Below are 19089 nucleotides of genomic sequence, written 5' to 3'. Positions count from 1 at the left end.
TTCTAATCCTTTAATAATTGCTAAGATGAACCAGAGATCAGAGATAGATGAGCTTTTCTTTCGTCTGATGGGCTATTGTCCTAAGAAAGCAGGTGAGGCTTATGAGATAATATCAGCTGCTGCATTGGGTATTATACGTAACCAGTCGGCTGAACATAACAAATACCTACAAGGGTTGAGTGGTGGTCGTCCATATCAATTGGATGGATTGCTAAACGGGGAAACAATGGTGGAATCGAAGGATTATACCATTGATGACAGAAAAGTGGGTCGCCCCGATTTGCAGAAGTTGCAGGGAGCACTTACTGATTTGCCACAAATTAAGGATGGTATCTTCACTTCTGCTACAGAGTATAGTCGTGATGCCCTGAAATATGCTCAGGGTACAGAAACGAATGAGGCCCAAAAGGAAATAACCACGGTGGACGTGAGGCCATCAACGCCCGAAGATGAGAAAGGAAGAATATTGAAAATTCATGTTACCATGAATTACTCTGCTCCAGATTTTGACAGAGGTACGACATCTTTTATCTTCGTTGATGGCGCAAAGAAGATGATAGAGGATTATATGAGGTCTCACGGGATGTCTGAATACAATTTCGGTACAGACGTCTTATATGATGAGAATGGTAATTTTCTAAAGACCATAGCTGACTTAAGCAGAGAGAATCAACCGAAGTTTACTGATGACGATGATTATGTTAATGGTGAGTTCCCGATAGATGCTTATATCAAGTTCTGTGAAATCCTAGTTCCTATTAAGGGCATTGCCTATACGGATGTTCCCATTGCAAGGGGAAAAGAGGATTTCGTTATAGAGATGAGGGGTAATGCTACCATCTTGATTAAATCTGATAAACTGGGCGTGAACAAACTAATAACGGATGTGGATTTGAAGAATGCCATCCAGAATATGCTATGAAGACAATGATTTTGGTAAAGGGTGCCGCTGAAAAAGGAAAGTCCCAAAGCATCAAGAGAGTGGCAATGACAATGCCTTTCTCATCTATAATAAAGCCTTGGCCGGGTGATGACTATGATTCATACATAATAGGTACGGTCACAGATAAGGACGGCAACGAAAGAATCGTAGGAATTGAGAGCCAGGGCGATCCAAATTCTAATCAAAAAGAATGGATAGAAGAGTGCGTAAAGGCGAACTGTGAGGTTATAATAGCTGCAAGTCGTACCTTCGGACAAACAATGATAGATGCCAAACAGTTGGCTAAGGATAATGGCTATGAAATGATACAGGTCACTACGCTGTTTCATGAGGGTGGCCCAAAGCTCCCGAATGGTACTGACCTCAGAGATGTGTTCGCAGAGAACATCGTGAATCTGGTGATGAAGTGCCTGGAGTAACCTTTATTTCGGATTGTTTAGCTGCCAAAACTGCACAAAATAAAGAGAAAGGTGCAGAAAATGGCATAAAGTTTGCACTTAATTCAAAAAATAGTTGTATTTTTGCAAATTAATAAACATTGATTTGAAACGATGATAACTTCTACAATAATAAAGGGATTCGGACCGGTGAGGGATTTTCAATGGAACGGCACTGGCAGAATAAACCTGGTGATAGGACCCAATAAGTCGGGTAAGACATACCTACTGAAGGCTCTCTACTCAGCCGTCAAAACGGTGGAGACATATAAGCGTGGCAAGGAAGTGAGACGCGATGCTGAGATTCTGTTTGACAAGTTGTACTGGACCTATCAGCCGGACCAGCTAGGGAAGCTCGTTTCTACCGGCAGCAAGGCGGTGGAGTTTGCCATGAGTATGGAGGGAAATCAAGACTTCGCGTATTCTTTCGGTCCGTCAGCCAATAAGCAGGTGACAGTGACAAAGAATACCTGCCAGCCACGACCGCAGAACTCCATCTTCTTGCCGGCCAAAGAGATTATATCTTTGCAGCAGATTATTATTAGGGTGAGAGATGACTATAAGGAGTTCGGTTTCGATGACACTTATTATGACCTTGCAAAGGCTTTAACACCTAGTGTCAAGGGACGAAATTATAAGGAATTCTCCGTGTCTAGAATGGCGTTGGAGAGTGCTATCGGTGGGCATATAGAGTATGATTTGGAGCGGAAGGAATGGGTGTTCCGTGAGGGAAAGCAGACTATCAGTATAGCTATGGCATCGGAAGGTGTAAAGAAGCTCTCCATCCTAGATGCCTTGTTGGGAAATCACTATCTCTCGAAAGGCTCTATTATATTCATTGACGAGCCTGAGTGTGCGTTGCACCCCAGGCTGGTGTCGCAATTGATGGATATTATAGCAGAACTGACGAAAGCTGGGTTGCTGTTTTTTATTGCTTCGCATTCATACTTTGTAATTAAGAAACTGTATCTGCTGGCTCACCAAAAGAATCTGTCGATTCCTGTGGTTTCGTTTGATGAGAACGGCGGTTGGCGAACTTCTGACCTTCGCAAAGAGATGCCCGAGAATCCTATTGTGGAGGAATCGATAAGGCTTTACACCGAAGAAATCAATCTTTAAAATGAGAAGTGGTTTATGGTGACATTTAAAGAGTCTGGAATGACTTTCTCATTTGAGGAGAGCGATATTTTCTACATTGAGAAGTCGGAGCGTTTCAGCACGATTGAAGGCGCAAAGCCATGTGAGTGTGTGGTAGACTGAAGAACTGCTCAATAAACTCTTGATGACAGCTAACCTATCGTCTCTGGGGCGATGCCCCGATGTAAGACGGAAGATGTAAGAAGTAAGATTCATTTCTACCGTGGGTTAAAGTTTTACAATCTTAGCCTTGCGGTTCTCCGGTTGCAAATCGGCGTAGAATTTGCTGGCTGGGAAACAGGGGCAATCTTTGGCTACGTGAGGCAGTTCACAGTGGCCCATGATATGGGCTTCGGGATAAGTCTCAGTAAGCTCTTCCAAGAGGGAACGCATGGAGGCCTTCTGAGCCTCGGTGCGTGTGTCATCAGCACGGCCTTTGGGTGTCAGACCACCTTCGTAGACAATGCCCAGAGAGCAGTGGTTGTAGTGCTTGGCGTGGACACCTTGCACGTTTTCGGGAAGGAGGGCATCGATAGAACCGTCGCGCTTGATGTACCAATGATACGAAACCTGTCCGAATCGGGCAAGGCCCGTATTGATCAGCGACTCAGTGCTGAAAGGGCGGTCGCAGCGGTTGCCGACACAATGAATGATCAAGAGGTCGACTGACTTGAGGGGTTTGAGTTCTTTCTTCATAACGAACACGGATTACACAGATTAAACGGATAGTTTTATCTGAACACGAATCACACAAATTACACGAATCAGAAGAGGTGGGGAGCGCAGCTCTGCACGCAGAGAGTGCCGGCGATAGTGGTAATGATCGTAGCGAGGATCTGAAGCAGCTGCTTCCAGGTAGAATTTGAGAGTTTCATAAAGTTAAGTCTAGTTTAATTGAAAGGAGTTAAAGAAGTTAGAAGAAGATAGAGGAAGTTAGAGGGAGCGTAAGACATGCAGGCTGCATTCATGACTGTGGTTGGACATTGTTCCAGTTCTGTGACTGACAGGAGAGTCATTGCATCACCCAGGACACATCTTACATCATCCCTCTAACATCATACATGAACTAGTTCATATCACCACTGCCACCTCCGGTAGCACCGCCGCTGTTGATAGCCAGCGTTGCATTAGAGCTTGGCATCTGGAAGGTGCCAGTATAGACGCCGTCGGACTCGGTGAGGGTGACGGTGTTACCGTTGAGAGAGGCGGTAGGCACTTGGCCTTCAGCGGGGGTGACAGAGATGCTGACCTGGGTGCCAGCAGAGAGCTCAGAGCCGCTGTTTACAGCATTACCATTGGCACTTACGCTTGATGTGCCATTGCCACTGCGACTGATAGTCAGCTTAGGGGCAGAGGGCGTTACAGAGCCTGAACCACTATTGCCACCTGTGTTTCCACCGTTACCACCGTTTTGGTTCTGGTTACCATTACCACCCTCGTTCTCATTCTCATTACCGTTGTCCTCTTCAGGATCCTCAACAGTGCCTGGATCAGACGAGGTGACACGCTTTACTACTTCGCCATTGCGATCGTAGCAGGTAATCTGGATGGACGTGTTGTGGAGCTCGTCCTTCAGATCGACATCGGGGGTGAAGATGATGCGGCGACTCTTGATGAGCGAGGTCTTGACCTCGTTGACAGTGTCGCAGCTCTTGGCACGCAGGCCGAAGCGCATGGTTCCCAAGCCGGGGAGGGCAACAGAGTGACCCTCGGTGGCCCAAGCCTTGATCACTTGGCCAGCGGCATCCCAGCAGGCCTGCATCACGCCCTGGCTAACGCCACTGCGCAGAGCGGCTTCCTTGATGACCTTGTCCTGAGTGAGTGTAGAATAGAGCTCAGGCATCATGACGTAGCGGTAGGAGTCGGCATACTTACCGATCTTCTGGAGCTTTTCTTTTGCTTTTACTTTCAAAGGCATAATGTTGATAAATTAAAAATTAAACATTAAAGATTAAAAATTCTCATTGTCGCGATTGACTTGGTTGCTGGTACACGTAGGAAATTTTGCTAGTGCACGTAGAAAAAATTGTTAGTACACGTACCCGCAATTTTGGTCTCTCGAAGACAATGCAAAGATACAACATCTGAGAAGGGCCACTGACGGCAGATAGCGGCAGAACACGGCGAATGACGGCAGGTGACGGCAAAAAGTGAAATTAATAGCCATCGTACTCTCCTGGTTCGCCGAATTTCTTGATGATAAGCTGGATTTGTTCTTTGGTATAGTCGTTATCATCCTTCGAGTTGGCAAGGCGCAGGATGCGCTTATGAAAGCGAGGGTCTTTCTTGATCCAACGAAGGAGCTTGTCCTGGGCTGTACTGGGATCCTTCATATCGGGGAACATCAGCCAGGCGAATTCTGATTTACCGTAGGATTTGATTTTGAACATAAAACACATATTATTTTTTAAACGAACACGGATCTAACGGATAACACGGATAAGTTTTGACTGAACACGAATTATCATTAATTACTCGTTAATTGGTCATTAATATCTGCACTATCTGCGAGGGATTCGAGGAGGAAGTCGAGGAGGTCGATGTGACGGGACTTTTGAGCGTCAGTAGCATGATCTTCGAGGGTGCGGTCGACGGAGAGGGTGATGTCGTAGTGCTTACGGACGGAGTCGCAGAGTTCTTCGAAGAAGAGGATATTCGACATACAGGGGTCGGTGCAAGGATAGATGGTGACTGTGCGGCCCTGAAGGGGTTCGAACAGTTGAATGTCTAAATGAGGGACAGTGCAATAGGCCATCCAAATGCTATCAGGGAATAGCTCGGATAAGACCACGGCACTACTTTCGCATTCGACCACGCATATAGGTTTTTCTTCTGAACACGAATCAAACGAATCAAACGAATCTTTTTTTTCTGAGTCAAGAATTGGAGAATTAGAGAATTTCTTATTCGTGTTATTAGTGAGATTTGTGTTCGTTAATAAATGCAGGCCGAAGAGGCAGTGATGCACTTGCCAGTATTGCAGGAGGGGCTCGCGCTTTTTCAGGAGCTGGGAGATCCAGGCATCCTGACCGATATGGGCATCGAGAGGCTGAAGCATATCGTCGATCATCCAGTACATGGGTTGACCGCTCTTGGTCTTGCCTAGGTGATAGCGCTGCGCTGCATGGCGCATCTGCTCGACGGTGAGTTTACCAGCAGCAATGAAGGGCTGGAAGAAGTCGAAGTCATCGGCACGACAGGCTGAGATCATCTTCATAGAGGGCATGACGAAATCCATGGAGTAGCGAGGGTCGTTAGGGTCAAGTGGTGTACACACCAGATTACCTTCGAGCATCTGAACGTCGAGGCCGATTTCACGGCCAATCGACTTGTATGACCACCGAGATAATAACTCCGAAAGCTTCATTTTATACGAACACGAATTTCACGAATTGAACGAATTCCCGACGGGGCTACTGGAGCCCCTATATATATACATAGCCCTTTTTATTTTATAATAAAAAAGGGCGATATATAGGGGGGCTGCTAGTAGGGTGGTGCATCATCAGTGTCGGACTCAGGGAAAGGGAGTGATGACTGCACAGGCTCCATGGCCTTGCGACGCTGCTCCTCCTCGTATGCCAGGATGCGCTGACGCTGCTCGGCGGAGTTGAGGAAAAAGCCCTGCTGGTTGTAGCCATCCTTACCTGGGGCAATGATATGCTGCTCCTTGGCACGTTCTATCAGGTAGTAATAATATTTCCGGTCCTCGATGCCTGCCACGTTCATAGCTACCGCCATGAGCTGGTTGAAACGCTTGAACGAGCATCCCTCCATAGCATCGGTGAAGAGCTTGGCCAAATTCCACGGAATCTCTTCGGGGGGCAGTGGCTCCTCGATATCGTTCTTTAGGATATAGTCACGGTTCAACTTGCCCCAGTCTACCTTAAACGAGGGCTTGGCCTGGGGCTGCTCCTCAGGCTTCTTCTTAGAAGCAAAGCGACCGTTAGGCTCGCGAGGCTGTTCGTCGGGTTTCTCGCAGCTTACAGGTAGTGCAGCATCGTCCAACTGATAATAGAGATTATCCTGGCATCGCCTCATGCGCGACATGACGTGCTCTACCTTGAAGGTCTCGGTATTTGGTACAATGGAGCATGCCCACGCCTCGAAGGCTTTGTTGGTGAGCTCGGTACCAATCCATCCACGCATGTTGCGGTCGGTGTCGCTCTTGTTCTGATGGAGCACATCTACGATGCAACAGTTATAGGTCTGGGCGAGGCCCATCTGATCCTCGACCACCATCGTGGCCTGCGTGCCATCGTTGATGTCGGTGATGAGGTCTTTGATGCCATCGACAATCACGAGGTCGGGCTTCACCTCGCTGATAGCAAGTGTCAACAATTCGCGCCGCTTCTCCCAGCCAATACCACGGACGTTGAACACGAAGAATTGGTCGTTGAGGTTTTCGACCACGGATTGTACGGATGGAACGGATGAGTTTTTTTCTGAACACGAATTGCACGAATCTGACGAATCTTTTTTCTCAGGGTCAAGAATTACAGAATTAGAGATTTCTTTATTCGTGGGATTAGTGAGATTCGTGTTCGTCTCAGATAAAGGAATTATTCTGTGGCACAGAATGTTCTGGGTGGACTGAGCGGACTGCTCAGTATCGTACCACAGCACGCGAATTGGCGCTTCGCGGATGCGCTCTAATCCGAGCACATTCCGCTTCATGCAACACGCCATGACGATAGAGAGAAAGAGCGTTTTACCGCTCTTAGCCTTACCCGTGTTTGCCACGAGTTCAGAGAGCGGAAAACACTCAGTGCCGTTCATCTTGAACAGGAATTCCAATGGTGGCAGCTTGGTTTCTGGGGTTACCCTGTGCTGCATCAGTTCATCGTGGGGCGTCAACTTCTTGTTGACTGCCGCAGTCTGGCTTAGTTTGGCCTGACTGCTCCTAACTAAAGAAAAAGCGTCTTTACTCATATAAATTCGATACTATAATTGATGTCGCCGGTCGACGCAATAAAGGTACGGAGATTTGGCGACGCAGCGAAATAACTATCTTAACCAAGATAGATTTAGTAATTTTTTAATTTTAAACACTTAAAGTAACATGAAAAAGGAGTTTTTAGAACTCAAAACATTGAAGACTGCAATGACAACCCTCTCGGAGGGTTTGTCAATATTGGTGTTGGAGAAAGTGGACTCTCTCTACGCCAATAGCCGTCAGGCGATGTGCTCCCGTTATAGCTTAGGTAACGGGGCATTTAGCAGAGTCTAAAAACGCAATCTTTTGCCGGGTGACCACCTGCAATTGTGGCAACTGCTGATGATTAATCAGGACATCCGCGCAAAGCTAAGGAACAACAAAACAGAGTTACAGCGATGGGAACTGGCACTGCAACATGAGCTGCGCCAGGCTCTTAATACTGATGTGGAGCCTCATTAAGAAATGAAATACCTGAAGGCGATTTGGTTGTTTTGCTCATACTTGTTTGTGCCGCAGTGGGGGAGGAATGGTCGTCACTCCGTTGACAATCGTCGACCTCGAACGCGACTCGGCCATTGATGCAAGCATCATGGCTCTCGCTGCTTACTCGGTTCCTCAAAATTAATCAAAAATCTGATTCAAAATTGTTCAAGTGACACAAGACGAGCGTTGGATGGCAAAATAAAAAAGAAAATAATTCAAGAATCAAATAAATAATAAAAACATAATTATTATGGCAGAAAGAAAAACGATCTACCTCTGTCTGGCGCATATGTCGGAAGAGGGTTGGGAACAGAAGTATGTAAAGGAAGCATTCGATACGAACTGGGTGGTGCCGATGGGACCGAACGTGAATGCTTTCGAGGAGGATCTTCGTAGGTTTGTAACAAGCAATAATGAGAGTGCAGTATATGGTGATTCACGTTGGCCAGAGGCTAATCCCGCCTCGTGGCATCTGAACGAGGCACTGAAGGATACCAAGGTGGTGTGCCTGAGTGCGGGTACGGCGGCAGTGCACCTGGCGCTGCTGGCGTGTGGCGTAGGCCCTGGCGACGAGGTGTGCGTGCAGAGTTACACGTTCTGTGCCAGTTCGCACCCTATTACCTATTGTGGGGCAAAGCCTGTATTTATCGGTAGCGAAAAGGACACATGGAACATGGATCCGGAATTGCTGGAGAAAGCTATTATCGACCGTAAGGAGAAAACTGGTAAGTACCCGAAGGCTATTGTGCCTGTAGCACTCTATGGCATGCCATATCAGATTGATAAGATTATGGCTATCGCTGATAAGTATGGTATTCCTGTGGTAGAAGATGCAGCTGAAGGAATGGGTTCGCGCTTCAATGGTCAGGTACTGGGCACTTTCGGTCAGTATGGCGTGCTTTCGTTTAACGGCAACAAGATGATTACCACCAGCGGTGGCGGAGCACTGATTTGCCGCAACGAGAAGGATGCCAACGAGATTATGTGGTATGCCACGCAGGCGCGCGATGCGTATCCTTACTATCAGCATACGGCCATCGGTTACAACTACCGTATGAGTAACGTGTGTGCGGGTATCGGTCGCGGCCAGATGACGGTGCTGGATGCGCATATCGCGCACCACAAGCATGTGCAGAAGCTGTATGAGGAGCTGCTGAAGGACGTTCCTGGGGTTCATATCCACAAGCAGCCTGCTGATCCTCGCTATGATGCCAACTTCTGGCTGTGTGCTGCAACGCTGGATCCAGAGGTGAAGATTCAGGGGCAGGAGAATGCCTACAAAGAGGTGGTGAAGACCGCTGTGGGCGGTGCAGCTGGTGTGATTCATCAGGTGGATAGTGCTACGACCGACTGCCAGCCCAATGAGAACGTGGAGGCTCTGCGTGTTTTTATGTTGGGCAAGAAGATTGAGGCTCGCCCCACGTGGAAACCCATGCACAAGCAGCCTGTGTATGCTGGTGCTCCTGTATATACCAACGGCATCGAGGAAGAGCTGTTCAAAGTTGGCTTCTGCCTGCCTGCGGGGCCGTATGTGACGGATGATGATGTGAGGTATATCGTGGAGAGTATTAAGGAGGCGATTGTGTAACGAAAAGATAATTCAACCCTGACGTTGACGGAATCTTAAGTATTCAACGTTAACGATAACCTTAACGGTAACTATGGCTGGCGCGAGAAACTTTAGGGAATACCATGTATGGAATGAGGCGGTGGACTATGCCACCTATGTATATGAGGTGACAGGTCAAATGCTTTGGTTTGAAAAGAAAGGTCTGTGCGACCAGCTGCAAAGAGCTGCTGTTTCCATCAGCTCGAACATTGCAGAAGGAGCAGCACGTCCTTCGGACGCAGACTTTGCTCACTTCCTAGACTTCGCCTTAGGTTCAGCGTTTGAGGTTGAAACACAGTTGACGATAGCAAAGAATGTGGGGTACTTTGATAACCTTAACGATAACCTTGACGTTAACTTCCAGGAGTTAATGGATAGGATTCATAGTATCGAACGTCAGTTGAATGGATTAATAAACTCCATCCGTAAAAGTTAAGGTTAATGTCATGGTTAAGGTCGTTTTAAAAGCGGTCTGGTTATTCTGCTCATACCTATTTTGGCCACAAAGAAGACCAAAGGATTACTACAACCTGTAATCGTTATGACTCAAGATGAACGTTGGACGATTCGCTATAATGAGGTGATGGAGTTTATCTCCACAAATCATCGTAACCCTTCCAAGAGGAACGGGGGAACGGGTACCTGTTTCACAGAAAAACTAAGTCAGTAATAATCAATAGTTGAGCAATGCCAAGGCAGGCGAGACAAGCATCAGGAACTGGTATATATCATGTGATGATGCGTGGTATAAATCACCAGAACATTTTTGAGGAGCAGGAGGACTATTACCAGTTTCTCAATACATTAGATTTGATGGCTCAGTCGTACGAATTTGATGGTACACCTGCAGGAAGGAACTATATTCTGTATGCTTATTGTCTGATGTCTAATCATATTCATCTTCTCATTCGTGAACGCGAGGACACAATTGGAATGGCTATAAAAAGGATTGCTTCCTCCTATGTATACTATTATAATCACAAGTATTCAAGAGACGGCCATCTATTCCGCCAGCGTTATAAAAGTGAGCCAGTGAATGATATGGCTTATTTCGTGACGCTTCTGAGATATATTCACCAAAATCCTGTTAAGGCTGGGATCGTGAATAAAGTAAATGATTACGAGTTCAGCAGTTGGCATGAATATGAAGACAAGAATAGTACGCTATTCCCTTTATGTGACACTCGCACTGTTTTGAACCGAATATTCTTTGAGGAGTTGAATGAACTTGTAAATGAGCCTTTGTCTGATGATATTGTTTGCCTTGATATAGAGGATGCTTCGAAAGGACGTCCTTCGGATGATCATGTTATGATGCTGATCAAAGAAAAGACTGGCGCAACGAATAGCAGCGCTTTTCAGCAATTGCCTGCAGATATAAAGAAGTCTCTGTTAATAGAATTGAAGGGTAAAAGAGCATCATTGCGTCAATTGGAGAGATTGACAGGAATCAGTAAAAGCATGATTTATCGCATGTGATGAAACAGTATCTGTCCCGGTGTTCGGGTTCGTTTTTGGACATGAGGTTACAACGAAGTTCAAGAACGTGATGGGTGATTATGAGAATAAACTCTGTAGCGTAGAGAGGATAAAAGAAGGATGATAGATTGTTGAAGGGGTATGGCTGATGAGGCTATGCCTCTTTGTGGTTTAAATAAGGGCCCGGAATTGATGTGAGGGGACAAGTAAAGAACCTGAGGAGAACCATAGGGGAGTGGAAGGAGGGTGCTGGGCGTGGAATGACAAAATGACAGCTTGTGGCGGAATTATGGAATGGAAATAGGAACCATGGAATGCGTTTTGGTTAAAAATACAAAAAATGTGTCAATAAACAAGATAAGTTTAGAGTATATTCGCTAAATTTGCAAGGTGGAGTGTGCTGAACGGAATCGTTTTTGCACAATCTTTGATGTATAAAAATGGATAAACCAATATATGGATAAGAAGCGACGGAAATTCTTGATTAAGAAGAATAAGAAGCGTAAAGATAAGCTTCGGAAGCTTAACGGAGGTGTAAAGAATGCAGCTCCAACAAGTATTGATGTCGCAAGATTTAAACGTGCGGACAAGTTCGTTGGATGTCAAGAAGCGTTGGACCAATATTTTATACCTGCAGATGGTGTGATGTATCGTGCTGTACATGATCCCTTGCAGAAAAACGACGAGTTGGTACAAAACGAACAAGAGTTTGAGGGAATAGCCAACACACAATCGGAGTTGCCAATGACGATAGCGCCGAACAGTCCATTGGAAGATCAGTATGAGCATTTAAAAGAAAACTCACTTTCGTTCTTTTTGGACATTGAAAAGCTTGCTGAATGGTATTGGAATAATCATGATAGAAGAAAGAACACGACAGCAAAAGCAAGGTTCGTAACCAGGATGGGAACTGCTGTTGCCAAATACAATATGGTCCCCGAGGTTGGCGTTATGCAGCGCGAAGCTGATTCTAATGGGCATCTTGTTGTTGCCGAATATGCAGGCATCAATTTAGATGATTTCAGAGATAAGGAATTTGGATTACAACCTTTAACGGATTACAGGAATGAAACAGAATGAGACAATTAGTTTGCTGGGACACTTGCAGGTTCTAGACGAACCGCTGTCCTCACTTTATACAGACCGCACGCGCGGTGTGTTGTACTTGTTCGTGCGTCTGTTTGAGGAAACACCTGTTAGCACTTTCGTATTAACTGAGGTTACCCCAGTGCAGGTGATGGACTATATGGAAGGTCGCCTTGGATTGAGTGGCATATTTAATAAGAACAAAGCATACTATTACGAAGAGGTGTATGTGTCGTTAGATGCATCGAATTTTACACCGCTTACGAAAGCAAATGCTCGTAAGAAACTGAGTAGCGATGGGTTAGATGATATGTTTGATATGCAGTTAGCTTATCGAAGTGTGCCGCTAAAGCAGTATATAAGAAAAATGATTGTTTAAAAATCAGATAGTTATGAAGATGAATCAATTTGAAATATTGCAGATTAGAGAGTTGCCGTCATCTATCGTACGCGATGATGAAGTGACAAAGGAAGAAGTAGCGAAGAGCCGCTTGAGTTTCTTGATTGTTTTCCAGCATCAAGAAGGAAATGAAGCAGTAGCTCTTCATGTGAGTCTTCGATATCAGGTCCCAGATGGTGCCGTATTGCTTCAAGAGGGTGCAACATTGGTAGCCAAAATAGCCGGTTGGAAAGGAATGGCTAAGGATGAAAAGTCGCTGAGGAGCAATGATATTGTGATTTCACTAGTGGACTATGGATTGGCATTTGTCGGAGGTATGATTTATCGTCATGTAACTGGTACAGTATTGAATAGTGTGTTGCCACCGCATATGGATGCCGCCAGCATTATGCAATATGTTGTAATTGATGCAAAAAACAGTCAGCCTGTTGCAACAGAATCTTAAAATATTTATACATAATAGGGGTGTTCATGAAATAATGAATACCCCTTTTTGGTTGAATATAGGTGCTACGGATAGTATATATGCCAATAACAAAAGAGATACTGAAAAAGCCGGAAAGCAAGCACGGACTAAAAGGCGCAGCTCTTTTTAATGAGCATAGGATAGATAAGGATATCCTGAAGACGATGGATGAGGACACCTATGAAGAATTGGTGGCCTCATGGGCTTATTGGTGCCTGAAAGAAGGAAAGGAGAAGAAATACGAGGATGTTTTCAGATTAGGAGGAGCCGGTGATGGAGGTGTCGATGTGATAGCCTATTATGATATTGCAAAACGTGATTGCGATATTTATCAGTGCAAGCATTATGACCATCCGGTTAATCGAAGTGACGTGATAGCTGAATTGGGTAAGTTCTTGTATCATGTTTATACTGGGGAAATCCTAATGCCACGGGAATACTTTTTAATGTCGCCGCAAGGGTTAAGTGGACCATTCAATAAGATATACTCCAATCCAGATAACTTGAAAAAGGAAATCAAGGATGCCTGGGATAAGGATATTGCAGGAAAGATAGAGTCGAAGAAGAGCATTAAACTGGAAAGTGACTTGGAGAAATTCATAGATGCTTTTGATTACAAAAAATTTAAGCTTATATCTCCAGACAAACTGATAAGTGATGTTCATCGACGCGAGAACCGACATGTGTACTTTCAATATTTTGGGGTGAGAAAGGATGATATAAAGCGAATAAAAATAGACACACCGGCGGAACACCAAGACTACGAGGCCAAGTATATACACCATCTTATGGATGCATACAATGACGTGGAGGGCGTTAGCGATGTGACACCAGAAAATATCGAAGAGACCGATTTTGCACGCCATTTCGAGTTTGCGAGGGATGAATTCTGGATGGCAGAATCAGTCAAGAAGATGAGTGAAGAGAATTGCCCAGGCGATACCGATGAGTTTAGAGAATTGGAGAATGATATGATGCATCATGTAGCGGACACGCATGATGAACATTATAAAGATGCTTATGAACGCGTGAAGCAAGTGACCAAACACGCAACCACTATGCCCAAGAAAGAGAACCGCATTATTAGTGGTGAATTAAGTTCTGGGGAGTTAAAAGGGGTATGCTTCCAACTATCTAATGAGGATAAACTGGTATGGAAAAAGAAGTGAAGATATTAAATGGTACATTTGAGGTAGCGCTAAGATTGCTCGCAATCATGACCACTTGTAAAAAGGCCATGACTGTGGAACGCTTGGCAATCTATTCATACTTTGCTCTTTATCTTTCTGATTTGAGCAAAGATGAGGAGAGTCTTCATCCTGAGATACCATATAGGAGCTCAAGTTATATCAATAGCCGTGATGCGATATTGCCAGCTTTGGATTTGTTGCTTTCAAAAGGAGTGGTAAAATGTGATTTTTCTAACCGTGTAGTCAGGTTTTCTGCAACAGAACTTGGAGCAGCCCTTTATGAGCAAATAGAAGGCGATTATAAGCATAAGCTGGTAGAGAACATTATGAAAGCCCATGAACTGATGGGACGAAAGAGTGACAGCAGCCTGAATAGTCTGGTATATGCCAAAATGGCTGAATGGGGAAGTGAGTTTAGTTATGAATCGGTTTTAAATGAAATCGCTTATGAAGAATAAAGGTTTCTATATCAAGTCTGTCATAGCCGTAGGAGAATGGATGATTATTTCAAGGGTGGACTTCAACGATGGTTGCAACCTTCTGTTTGGTCCATCAGAGATGGGAAAATCGTCTGTGTTTTCTCTGATTGATTTCATGTTGGGTAAGAAAGATGCCCCTAAGCTACCGCCTGAAGGACAAGGGTATGATACCTTTTACATGGAAATTGTCACTAAAGAGGATGCCGCGACTCATACCGTCAGACGACTGCTCAAAGATAAATCCGTAACGGTGAAAGACTGTACCTATGAGCTGTTTGAAAATAATACCATTAACGGAACTGCCTACCCAATTTCTGCAACTAATAAAAGGAAAACATACTCACAATACCTCATGGAATTGAATGGGTTTGAGGGCGATTTGCAGTTGCGAAAGAGTACCACAGACAAAGCATCGTTTACATATACTTGGATAAGACACCTGATACTGGCCGATGAAAATAGAATCGTTTCTGAAACACCGATATTCAATCCATCGGATGAGAAAGTTAGTGCGACGCAAGAAAAGAGCGTGATTTACTATCTTACAACGGGTGAAGATGACAGTAATTTTATAAGTCAAGAAAAGGCTGAGCATCGTAATCTGAGATATACAGGAATGATTGAGATTACGAAGGATAGTATTGAAGAGATAAATAGGAAAATACAAGCATTAGGCGATGTGAGCTTTGCAGACTTCAAAGATGAAACAGCCATGAAAGCTCTCCGAAGCAAAATCTCCGAGGATGAAAATAAACTGAGATCATTGTATGACAGAAGGGCGAAACTGGAAGATGAGAAACGCCAGTTAATGTCTAAACAAATGTTTGCCAATGAGTTCATCAAAAGGATGGAAATGTTGGAGAATCACTATATAACCGATTTGGGACGCTACGAGTATTTATTTGATGGTGCCAATCTGTTTAGCATCCTCACAGAGACTCATGTTTGTCCGGTTTGCAATTCTGAGATCAAAGACAAAACACAGATTAATGATGAGTTCCTAGCCTCTATTCAGAATGAGTATGACCAGGTGAAAGCAAAACTAAAGGATATAAAAGATGTGATAGAGAAGAAGGGAAAGGAGAAACTTCGCTTGCTAAATAAAATAAACGTCATCACTCATGAATTGGATGGTATTGCAACCGAGGTGAATAATTTTAGTAACCAATTATTATCGATTAAGAATCTTTTGGCGCGTTATCAAGAAAACATCGAAAAGAAAACAGAAGCAAGATTTCTACAGGAGGAATCACAGCGACTCTATAAGAAATTAGCAGAGTTAGAGAAAGAGAAGACTAAAAGACCAGCTGCTCCAGAATATAAAAGAGAGACGTCTATTAATGAAGAGTTCTGCAACTTGGTTAAGGAGAAACTTGTATATTGGAACGTGCTGAAGGAGAACGAGCCTGTCGTTTTTGATGAGAATGGTTTTGATTTCGTGCTTGGAGGAAAAGAGCGCATTACGTGTGGAAAGGGTGCAAGAGGCGTTACATGTGCAGCCATATTGATGTCGTTATTGGAGTACAGCCTACTTAAGGACATTCCATTCAGTAATGTGTTAGTTCTGGATTCACCGATTACAGCTCATTTTAGTGATGGAAAACAGTTTGCGGAGCAGACTACGCAGACACGTTTCTTCAAATACTGTAATGACAATATTAAAGACTATCAGTTAATTATCATTGACAATAAGTCGCCAGAACCAAACTATAGAGCCAACCTTACTAATATTAACTATATAGAGTTCTCGATAGAAGGCAGAAATGGTTTCTATTTAGGGAAAAAGGAGAAAGATTAGGGCAGCGGCGGTGTCGCTGGATAGAGGATAACTAAAGAGCACTGCCGAGAACGGTTGGAAAAGGTGAAAAATAGGGAGTAAAGAATCCGCCCCTGTGACTCTAGAAGGAGTTGCAGGGGCGGGTTCGTTTTTTATTTGTGATCTAACTTGACTTTATTCAAGAACTCAACAAGTTCCTTATTATCTGCAAGTTTGGGTATTGCACCATAAGAACCATCCAAATAACTTTGGCGTAGTTTTTTGTCGTAACGAGGATTGAACTTCTCATCGATATTATATAGACTGCTGATACCCTCATTCTTCTCCATCAGCCAAATCTCGTCGCTACGCAAGAGATGCTGGGTCATCAAGAAACTTTCGTGGGTGCTGAAAATTAGCTGACTTGGGGTGTCGTTAGAATACAGATAGAAAATCTCTAGAATCTTCCTTATGAGGGTAGGGTGCAAGCTGCGCTCCATTTCGTCGACGACAAATACGTTGTCGCCATAGATAAAGTCTAGAATAAGCGGAATGTAATCGAAAAGTCGTTTGGTACCATCGCTTTCTTCTCTAAGTGAGAAGTATTCTGCTGCTCCACTTTCGTTTTGATGGTGGATTGTCATAAGCATCTTGGCGGATATATCTCCGTCAAAAAGCCTAATCAGGTATAGATCTCCGTCAAGATTTAACGCACCAAATGTTTCTCCTTTTTCGGATTTCGACAGGTCTGCCTTGATGCTTCGTTGCAGATTAAGTGGAATGTTGAGCTTCTCGAATTCTACATCTTTCAGATATACGTCATCGATACCAGTATCAAAAAAAGAAAGCAAAGCATTAATGACTAATTTAAGATCTTCGTCATCAGCAGCCTTTAGCACTACACCTTGTTTATATGGTGTTTCCGGAAAGATGATTTTCAGCGTGTCGGTAAACCAAGATAAAACGGCTTCAACGTCAGACACATCGGTTGTGTTGTCGTGAATGTTGTGTGTAAACAGTTCGTGAAGGAATAATTGCTTTGGCGTCGTGGCCTTTGCAATGAACTGCAGGAACTGAAATTCATCGTCTTTGGGATTGAGCTTCTGCAGGTATGGCATGCTGATGGACTGCTCCTGATTGCGTGAAAATACAATATATGTAGTTTTCCTAGTAATATAGTGTAACCACTCGTGGCTTATCCTTTCATCATTATAGCTGAAACCATATTCGTATTTCTTGTTATTACATAAAATATGGTATATGAGCGTTGTGTCTTTTTTCTTGTTTTCTGCTGATAAGCGGAACGGGGTGTAATCAATCAGTTCATCGGCTCTTGTACCATGTAGAACCAAGTATTTACCTAATTCTATGGCCTTAATGAAATTACTTTTACCACCAGCATTAGCACCAAAGATTGCAGCAGTCTTAAGAAACGGAGATCCTTTAACAATTTCTACTTTATGACTTTTAAGCTGAGATCCTCTACCAGGTTTCAGACTAAGTGTAGCACTATCCTCTGGATCAGGGGACTCTGATCACTTTATCTTCTCTTGTTCAGCTTGTTGATAACTCCGTAGGTTACGCCTGTTAGACGGGACAACTGGCGTAAGCCTGCTCCGAGGTCTAAAAGGGAAAGGAGAATCTGGTTGCGCTGTTCCTTGTCGAGGGCCTGAACCTCCAAAGGCATAGAAATCTGGAAATGGTCAAGCAGGTATTGGCGGACTTCTTGGTCACCAATGGTGATGCGGGGACTATCGTCGATATCAAGAATCATCACATCGTCGGAGAGCGGGGTGTCAACAAGTTCCCGAAGGTTGTCAATAGATATTCGTTTCAAGACGGCATTGGTAGCGCTGAGGGAAAGGGCTGCGGGAGTTTCGCCGGTGTATTCTTGCCAGCTGCTCCAAGGGTAGTCGCTTACATGCTGGACGATGCCTGCCTTCAAGGGATTCTGATGGATGTAGCGCAATAGGGTAGTGAAGTAAGCCATATCATTCACTGGCTCGGACTTGAAACGGTCTTGGAAGAGATGGCCAGCACGTGAGTACTTGCGATTGAAATAGAAGGCGTACATGACAGCCAAGTGCTTAATGGTGGCACCGATGTCTTCATGATGGGTCTTGATGAGCAGATGCACATGGTTTGACATGAGGCAGTAGGCATAGAAGGTGCAGAGTGGAGGGAGGCGGTTGCCCAGGTCGTCATAGGGTTCAAGCATCTGTTGCATGCACAGGAGGAAGCGGACATAGTCTTCCTTGTCTTCGAAGATGTCCTGCCGGTTGATACCGCGTAGCATGACGTGGTAGATGTCGGTTCCTGATGTTACTCTTGGCTGTCTGGGCATGTTTAATTTGTTTTTCGGAGGACAAAGGTACGAAATTTCAGTCATAATTGCTCAAAAACATGCGAAAAGTGCAGATTTTGGCATAAAGATTGCAATAATATCGGAAAAATAACTATCTTTGCAGCCAGAAAGGGATGATTAGTCGTCCACGTAAAACGTTAAAGATTAGAGATTATGGCAAAACCTATTGAACCGACACCGGTACTGAAAGGCGACGATGCTTACGAGTTCGTGGCCGAGATGGAGAAGCACGAGAAGGCTTCTGCTGAGGAGAAGGCTCGTGTGGCTAAGGGTGCGTCATTCATCCAGTCTATGCTTACTTTTGCTTTCTGATAGTTGGC

21 protein-coding genes and 1 pseudogene are annotated in these 19089 nt (G+C 44.5%); 14 read left to right on the top strand and 8 right to left on the bottom strand.

Translation table 11 applies throughout. The features are described from left to right. The first annotated feature begins 25 nt into the window (after positions 1-25). From M1L52_RS14860 to M1L52_RS16425, 4 genes are all read left to right on the top strand, one after another. Entirely contained in the window at positions 26-922 is an 897-nt protein-coding gene (locus M1L52_RS14860; RefSeq protein ID WP_248615806.1) for a restriction endonuclease, read from the top strand. Beyond that, on the top strand, positions 919-1362 hold the full coding sequence (locus M1L52_RS14855) for a hypothetical protein (RefSeq protein WP_248615805.1): 444 nt from the start codon (positions 919-921) through the stop codon (positions 1360-1362). The genes M1L52_RS14860 and M1L52_RS14855 overlap by 4 nt, the downstream gene beginning before the upstream one ends. 132 nt (positions 1363-1494) lie before the next feature. Continuing rightward, positions 1495-2499, top strand: coding sequence for an ATP-binding protein (locus tag M1L52_RS14850; RefSeq protein ID WP_248615804.1), 1005 nt, complete (start codon positions 1495-1497; stop codon positions 2497-2499). 15 nt (positions 2500-2514) lie between these two features. Beyond that, positions 2515-2640, top strand: a complete 126-nt coding sequence (locus tag M1L52_RS16425; protein WP_262918006.1) for a hypothetical protein — start codon at positions 2515-2517, stop codon at positions 2638-2640. 105 nt (positions 2641-2745) lie between these two features. Here the strand turns inward: M1L52_RS16425 and M1L52_RS14845 are convergent, their stop codons facing one another. The 6 genes and pseudogenes from M1L52_RS14845 to M1L52_RS14820 all read right to left on the bottom strand — a co-directional run bounded on the left by M1L52_RS14845 (position 2746) and on the right by M1L52_RS14820 (position 7449). Further along, on the bottom strand, positions 2746-3213 hold the full coding sequence (locus M1L52_RS14845; protein WP_262918005.1) for an N-acetylmuramoyl-L-alanine amidase: 468 nt from the start codon (positions 3211-3213) through the stop codon (positions 2746-2748). A gap of 68 nt (positions 3214-3281) precedes the next feature. Further along, positions 3282-3392, bottom strand: a complete 111-nt coding sequence (locus M1L52_RS14840) for a smalltalk protein (protein WP_248615802.1) — start codon at positions 3390-3392, stop codon at positions 3282-3284. A gap of 494 nt (positions 3393-3886) precedes the next feature. After that, positions 3887-4435 (bottom strand): annotated as a pseudogene (locus M1L52_RS14835) (DNA-binding protein); the annotation flags it as partial. 238 nt (positions 4436-4673) lie between these two features. Then, the gene (locus M1L52_RS14830; protein ID WP_248615801.1) at positions 4674-4907 is read right to left on the bottom strand and encodes a DUF4248 domain-containing protein; all 234 of its coding nucleotides are present in this window, start codon (positions 4905-4907) and stop codon (positions 4674-4676) included. Between the two features lie 77 nt (positions 4908-4984). After that, on the bottom strand, positions 4985-5794 hold the full coding sequence (locus M1L52_RS14825; protein ID WP_248615800.1) for a DUF6371 domain-containing protein: 810 nt from the start codon (positions 5792-5794) through the stop codon (positions 4985-4987). Between the two features lie 209 nt (positions 5795-6003). Beyond that, entirely contained in the window at positions 6004-7449 is a 1446-nt protein-coding gene (locus tag M1L52_RS14820) for a hypothetical protein (protein WP_248615799.1), read from the bottom strand. Between the two features lie 737 nt (positions 7450-8186). On the opposite strand from M1L52_RS14820, the gene M1L52_RS14815 reads away from it, so the two are divergent. The 9 genes from M1L52_RS14815 to M1L52_RS14775 all read left to right on the top strand — a co-directional run bounded on the left by M1L52_RS14815 (position 8187) and on the right by M1L52_RS14775 (position 16446). Further along, positions 8187-9527: a DegT/DnrJ/EryC1/StrS family aminotransferase gene (locus tag M1L52_RS14815; protein WP_410896798.1), complete on the top strand. Its 1341-nt coding sequence runs from the start codon at positions 8187-8189 to the stop codon at positions 9525-9527. 73 nt (positions 9528-9600) lie between these two features. Continuing rightward, positions 9601-9984, top strand: coding sequence for a four helix bundle protein (locus M1L52_RS14810; RefSeq protein ID WP_248615797.1), 384 nt, complete (start codon positions 9601-9603; stop codon positions 9982-9984). A 251-nt stretch (positions 9985-10235) separates the two neighbouring features. Further along, entirely contained in the window at positions 10236-11027 is a 792-nt protein-coding gene (locus M1L52_RS14805; protein WP_248615796.1) for a transposase, read from the top strand. Positions 11028-11483: 456 nt separating this feature from the next. Continuing rightward, entirely contained in the window at positions 11484-12107 is a 624-nt protein-coding gene (locus tag M1L52_RS14800; protein WP_248615795.1) for a hypothetical protein, read from the top strand. Next, entirely contained in the window at positions 12094-12492 is a 399-nt protein-coding gene (locus M1L52_RS14795; RefSeq protein ID WP_248615794.1) for a hypothetical protein, read from the top strand. The genes M1L52_RS14800 and M1L52_RS14795 overlap by 14 nt, the downstream gene beginning before the upstream one ends. A gap of 13 nt (positions 12493-12505) precedes the next feature. Then, on the top strand, positions 12506-12958 hold the full coding sequence (locus M1L52_RS14790; RefSeq protein ID WP_248615793.1) for a hypothetical protein: 453 nt from the start codon (positions 12506-12508) through the stop codon (positions 12956-12958). Positions 12959-13038: 80 nt separating this feature from the next. Next, complete coding sequence (locus M1L52_RS14785; RefSeq protein WP_248615792.1) at positions 13039-14148, top strand: ABC-three component system protein; 1110 nt, start codon at positions 13039-13041, stop codon at positions 14146-14148. After that, positions 14133-14627: an ABC-three component system middle component 2 gene (locus M1L52_RS14780; protein WP_248615791.1), complete on the top strand. Its 495-nt coding sequence runs from the start codon at positions 14133-14135 to the stop codon at positions 14625-14627. The genes M1L52_RS14785 and M1L52_RS14780 overlap by 16 nt, the downstream gene beginning before the upstream one ends. Continuing rightward, positions 14617-16446 carry an AAA family ATPase gene (locus tag M1L52_RS14775; protein ID WP_248615790.1) on the top strand — a complete coding sequence of 610 codons (1830 nt, stop codon included), beginning with the start codon at positions 14617-14619 and terminating at the stop codon, positions 16444-16446. The genes M1L52_RS14780 and M1L52_RS14775 overlap by 11 nt, the downstream gene beginning before the upstream one ends. A gap of 131 nt (positions 16447-16577) precedes the next feature. Here the strand turns inward: M1L52_RS14775 and M1L52_RS14770 are convergent, their stop codons facing one another. Together M1L52_RS14770 and M1L52_RS14765 are read right to left on the bottom strand one after the other, a co-directional pair. Then, the gene (locus M1L52_RS14770; protein WP_248616092.1) at positions 16578-17900 is read right to left on the bottom strand and encodes an AAA family ATPase; all 1323 of its coding nucleotides are present in this window, start codon (positions 17898-17900) and stop codon (positions 16578-16580) included. Positions 17901-17944: 44 nt separating this feature from the next. Beyond that, entirely contained in the window at positions 17945-18748 is an 804-nt protein-coding gene (locus tag M1L52_RS14765; protein WP_248615789.1) for a transposase, read from the bottom strand. Positions 18749-18922: 174 nt separating this feature from the next. On the opposite strand from M1L52_RS14765, the gene M1L52_RS14760 reads away from it, so the two are divergent. Further along, the gene (locus M1L52_RS14760; protein WP_248615788.1) at positions 18923-19081 is read left to right on the top strand and encodes a hypothetical protein; all 159 of its coding nucleotides are present in this window, start codon (positions 18923-18925) and stop codon (positions 19079-19081) included. Positions 19082-19089: the final 8 nt, after the last annotated feature.

The organism is Prevotella sp. E13-27 (assembly GCF_023217965.1).
Classification (GTDB): Bacteria; Bacteroidota; Bacteroidia; order Bacteroidales; family Bacteroidaceae; genus Prevotella.
This window is presented reverse-complemented; position numbering and strand designations above follow the sequence as displayed.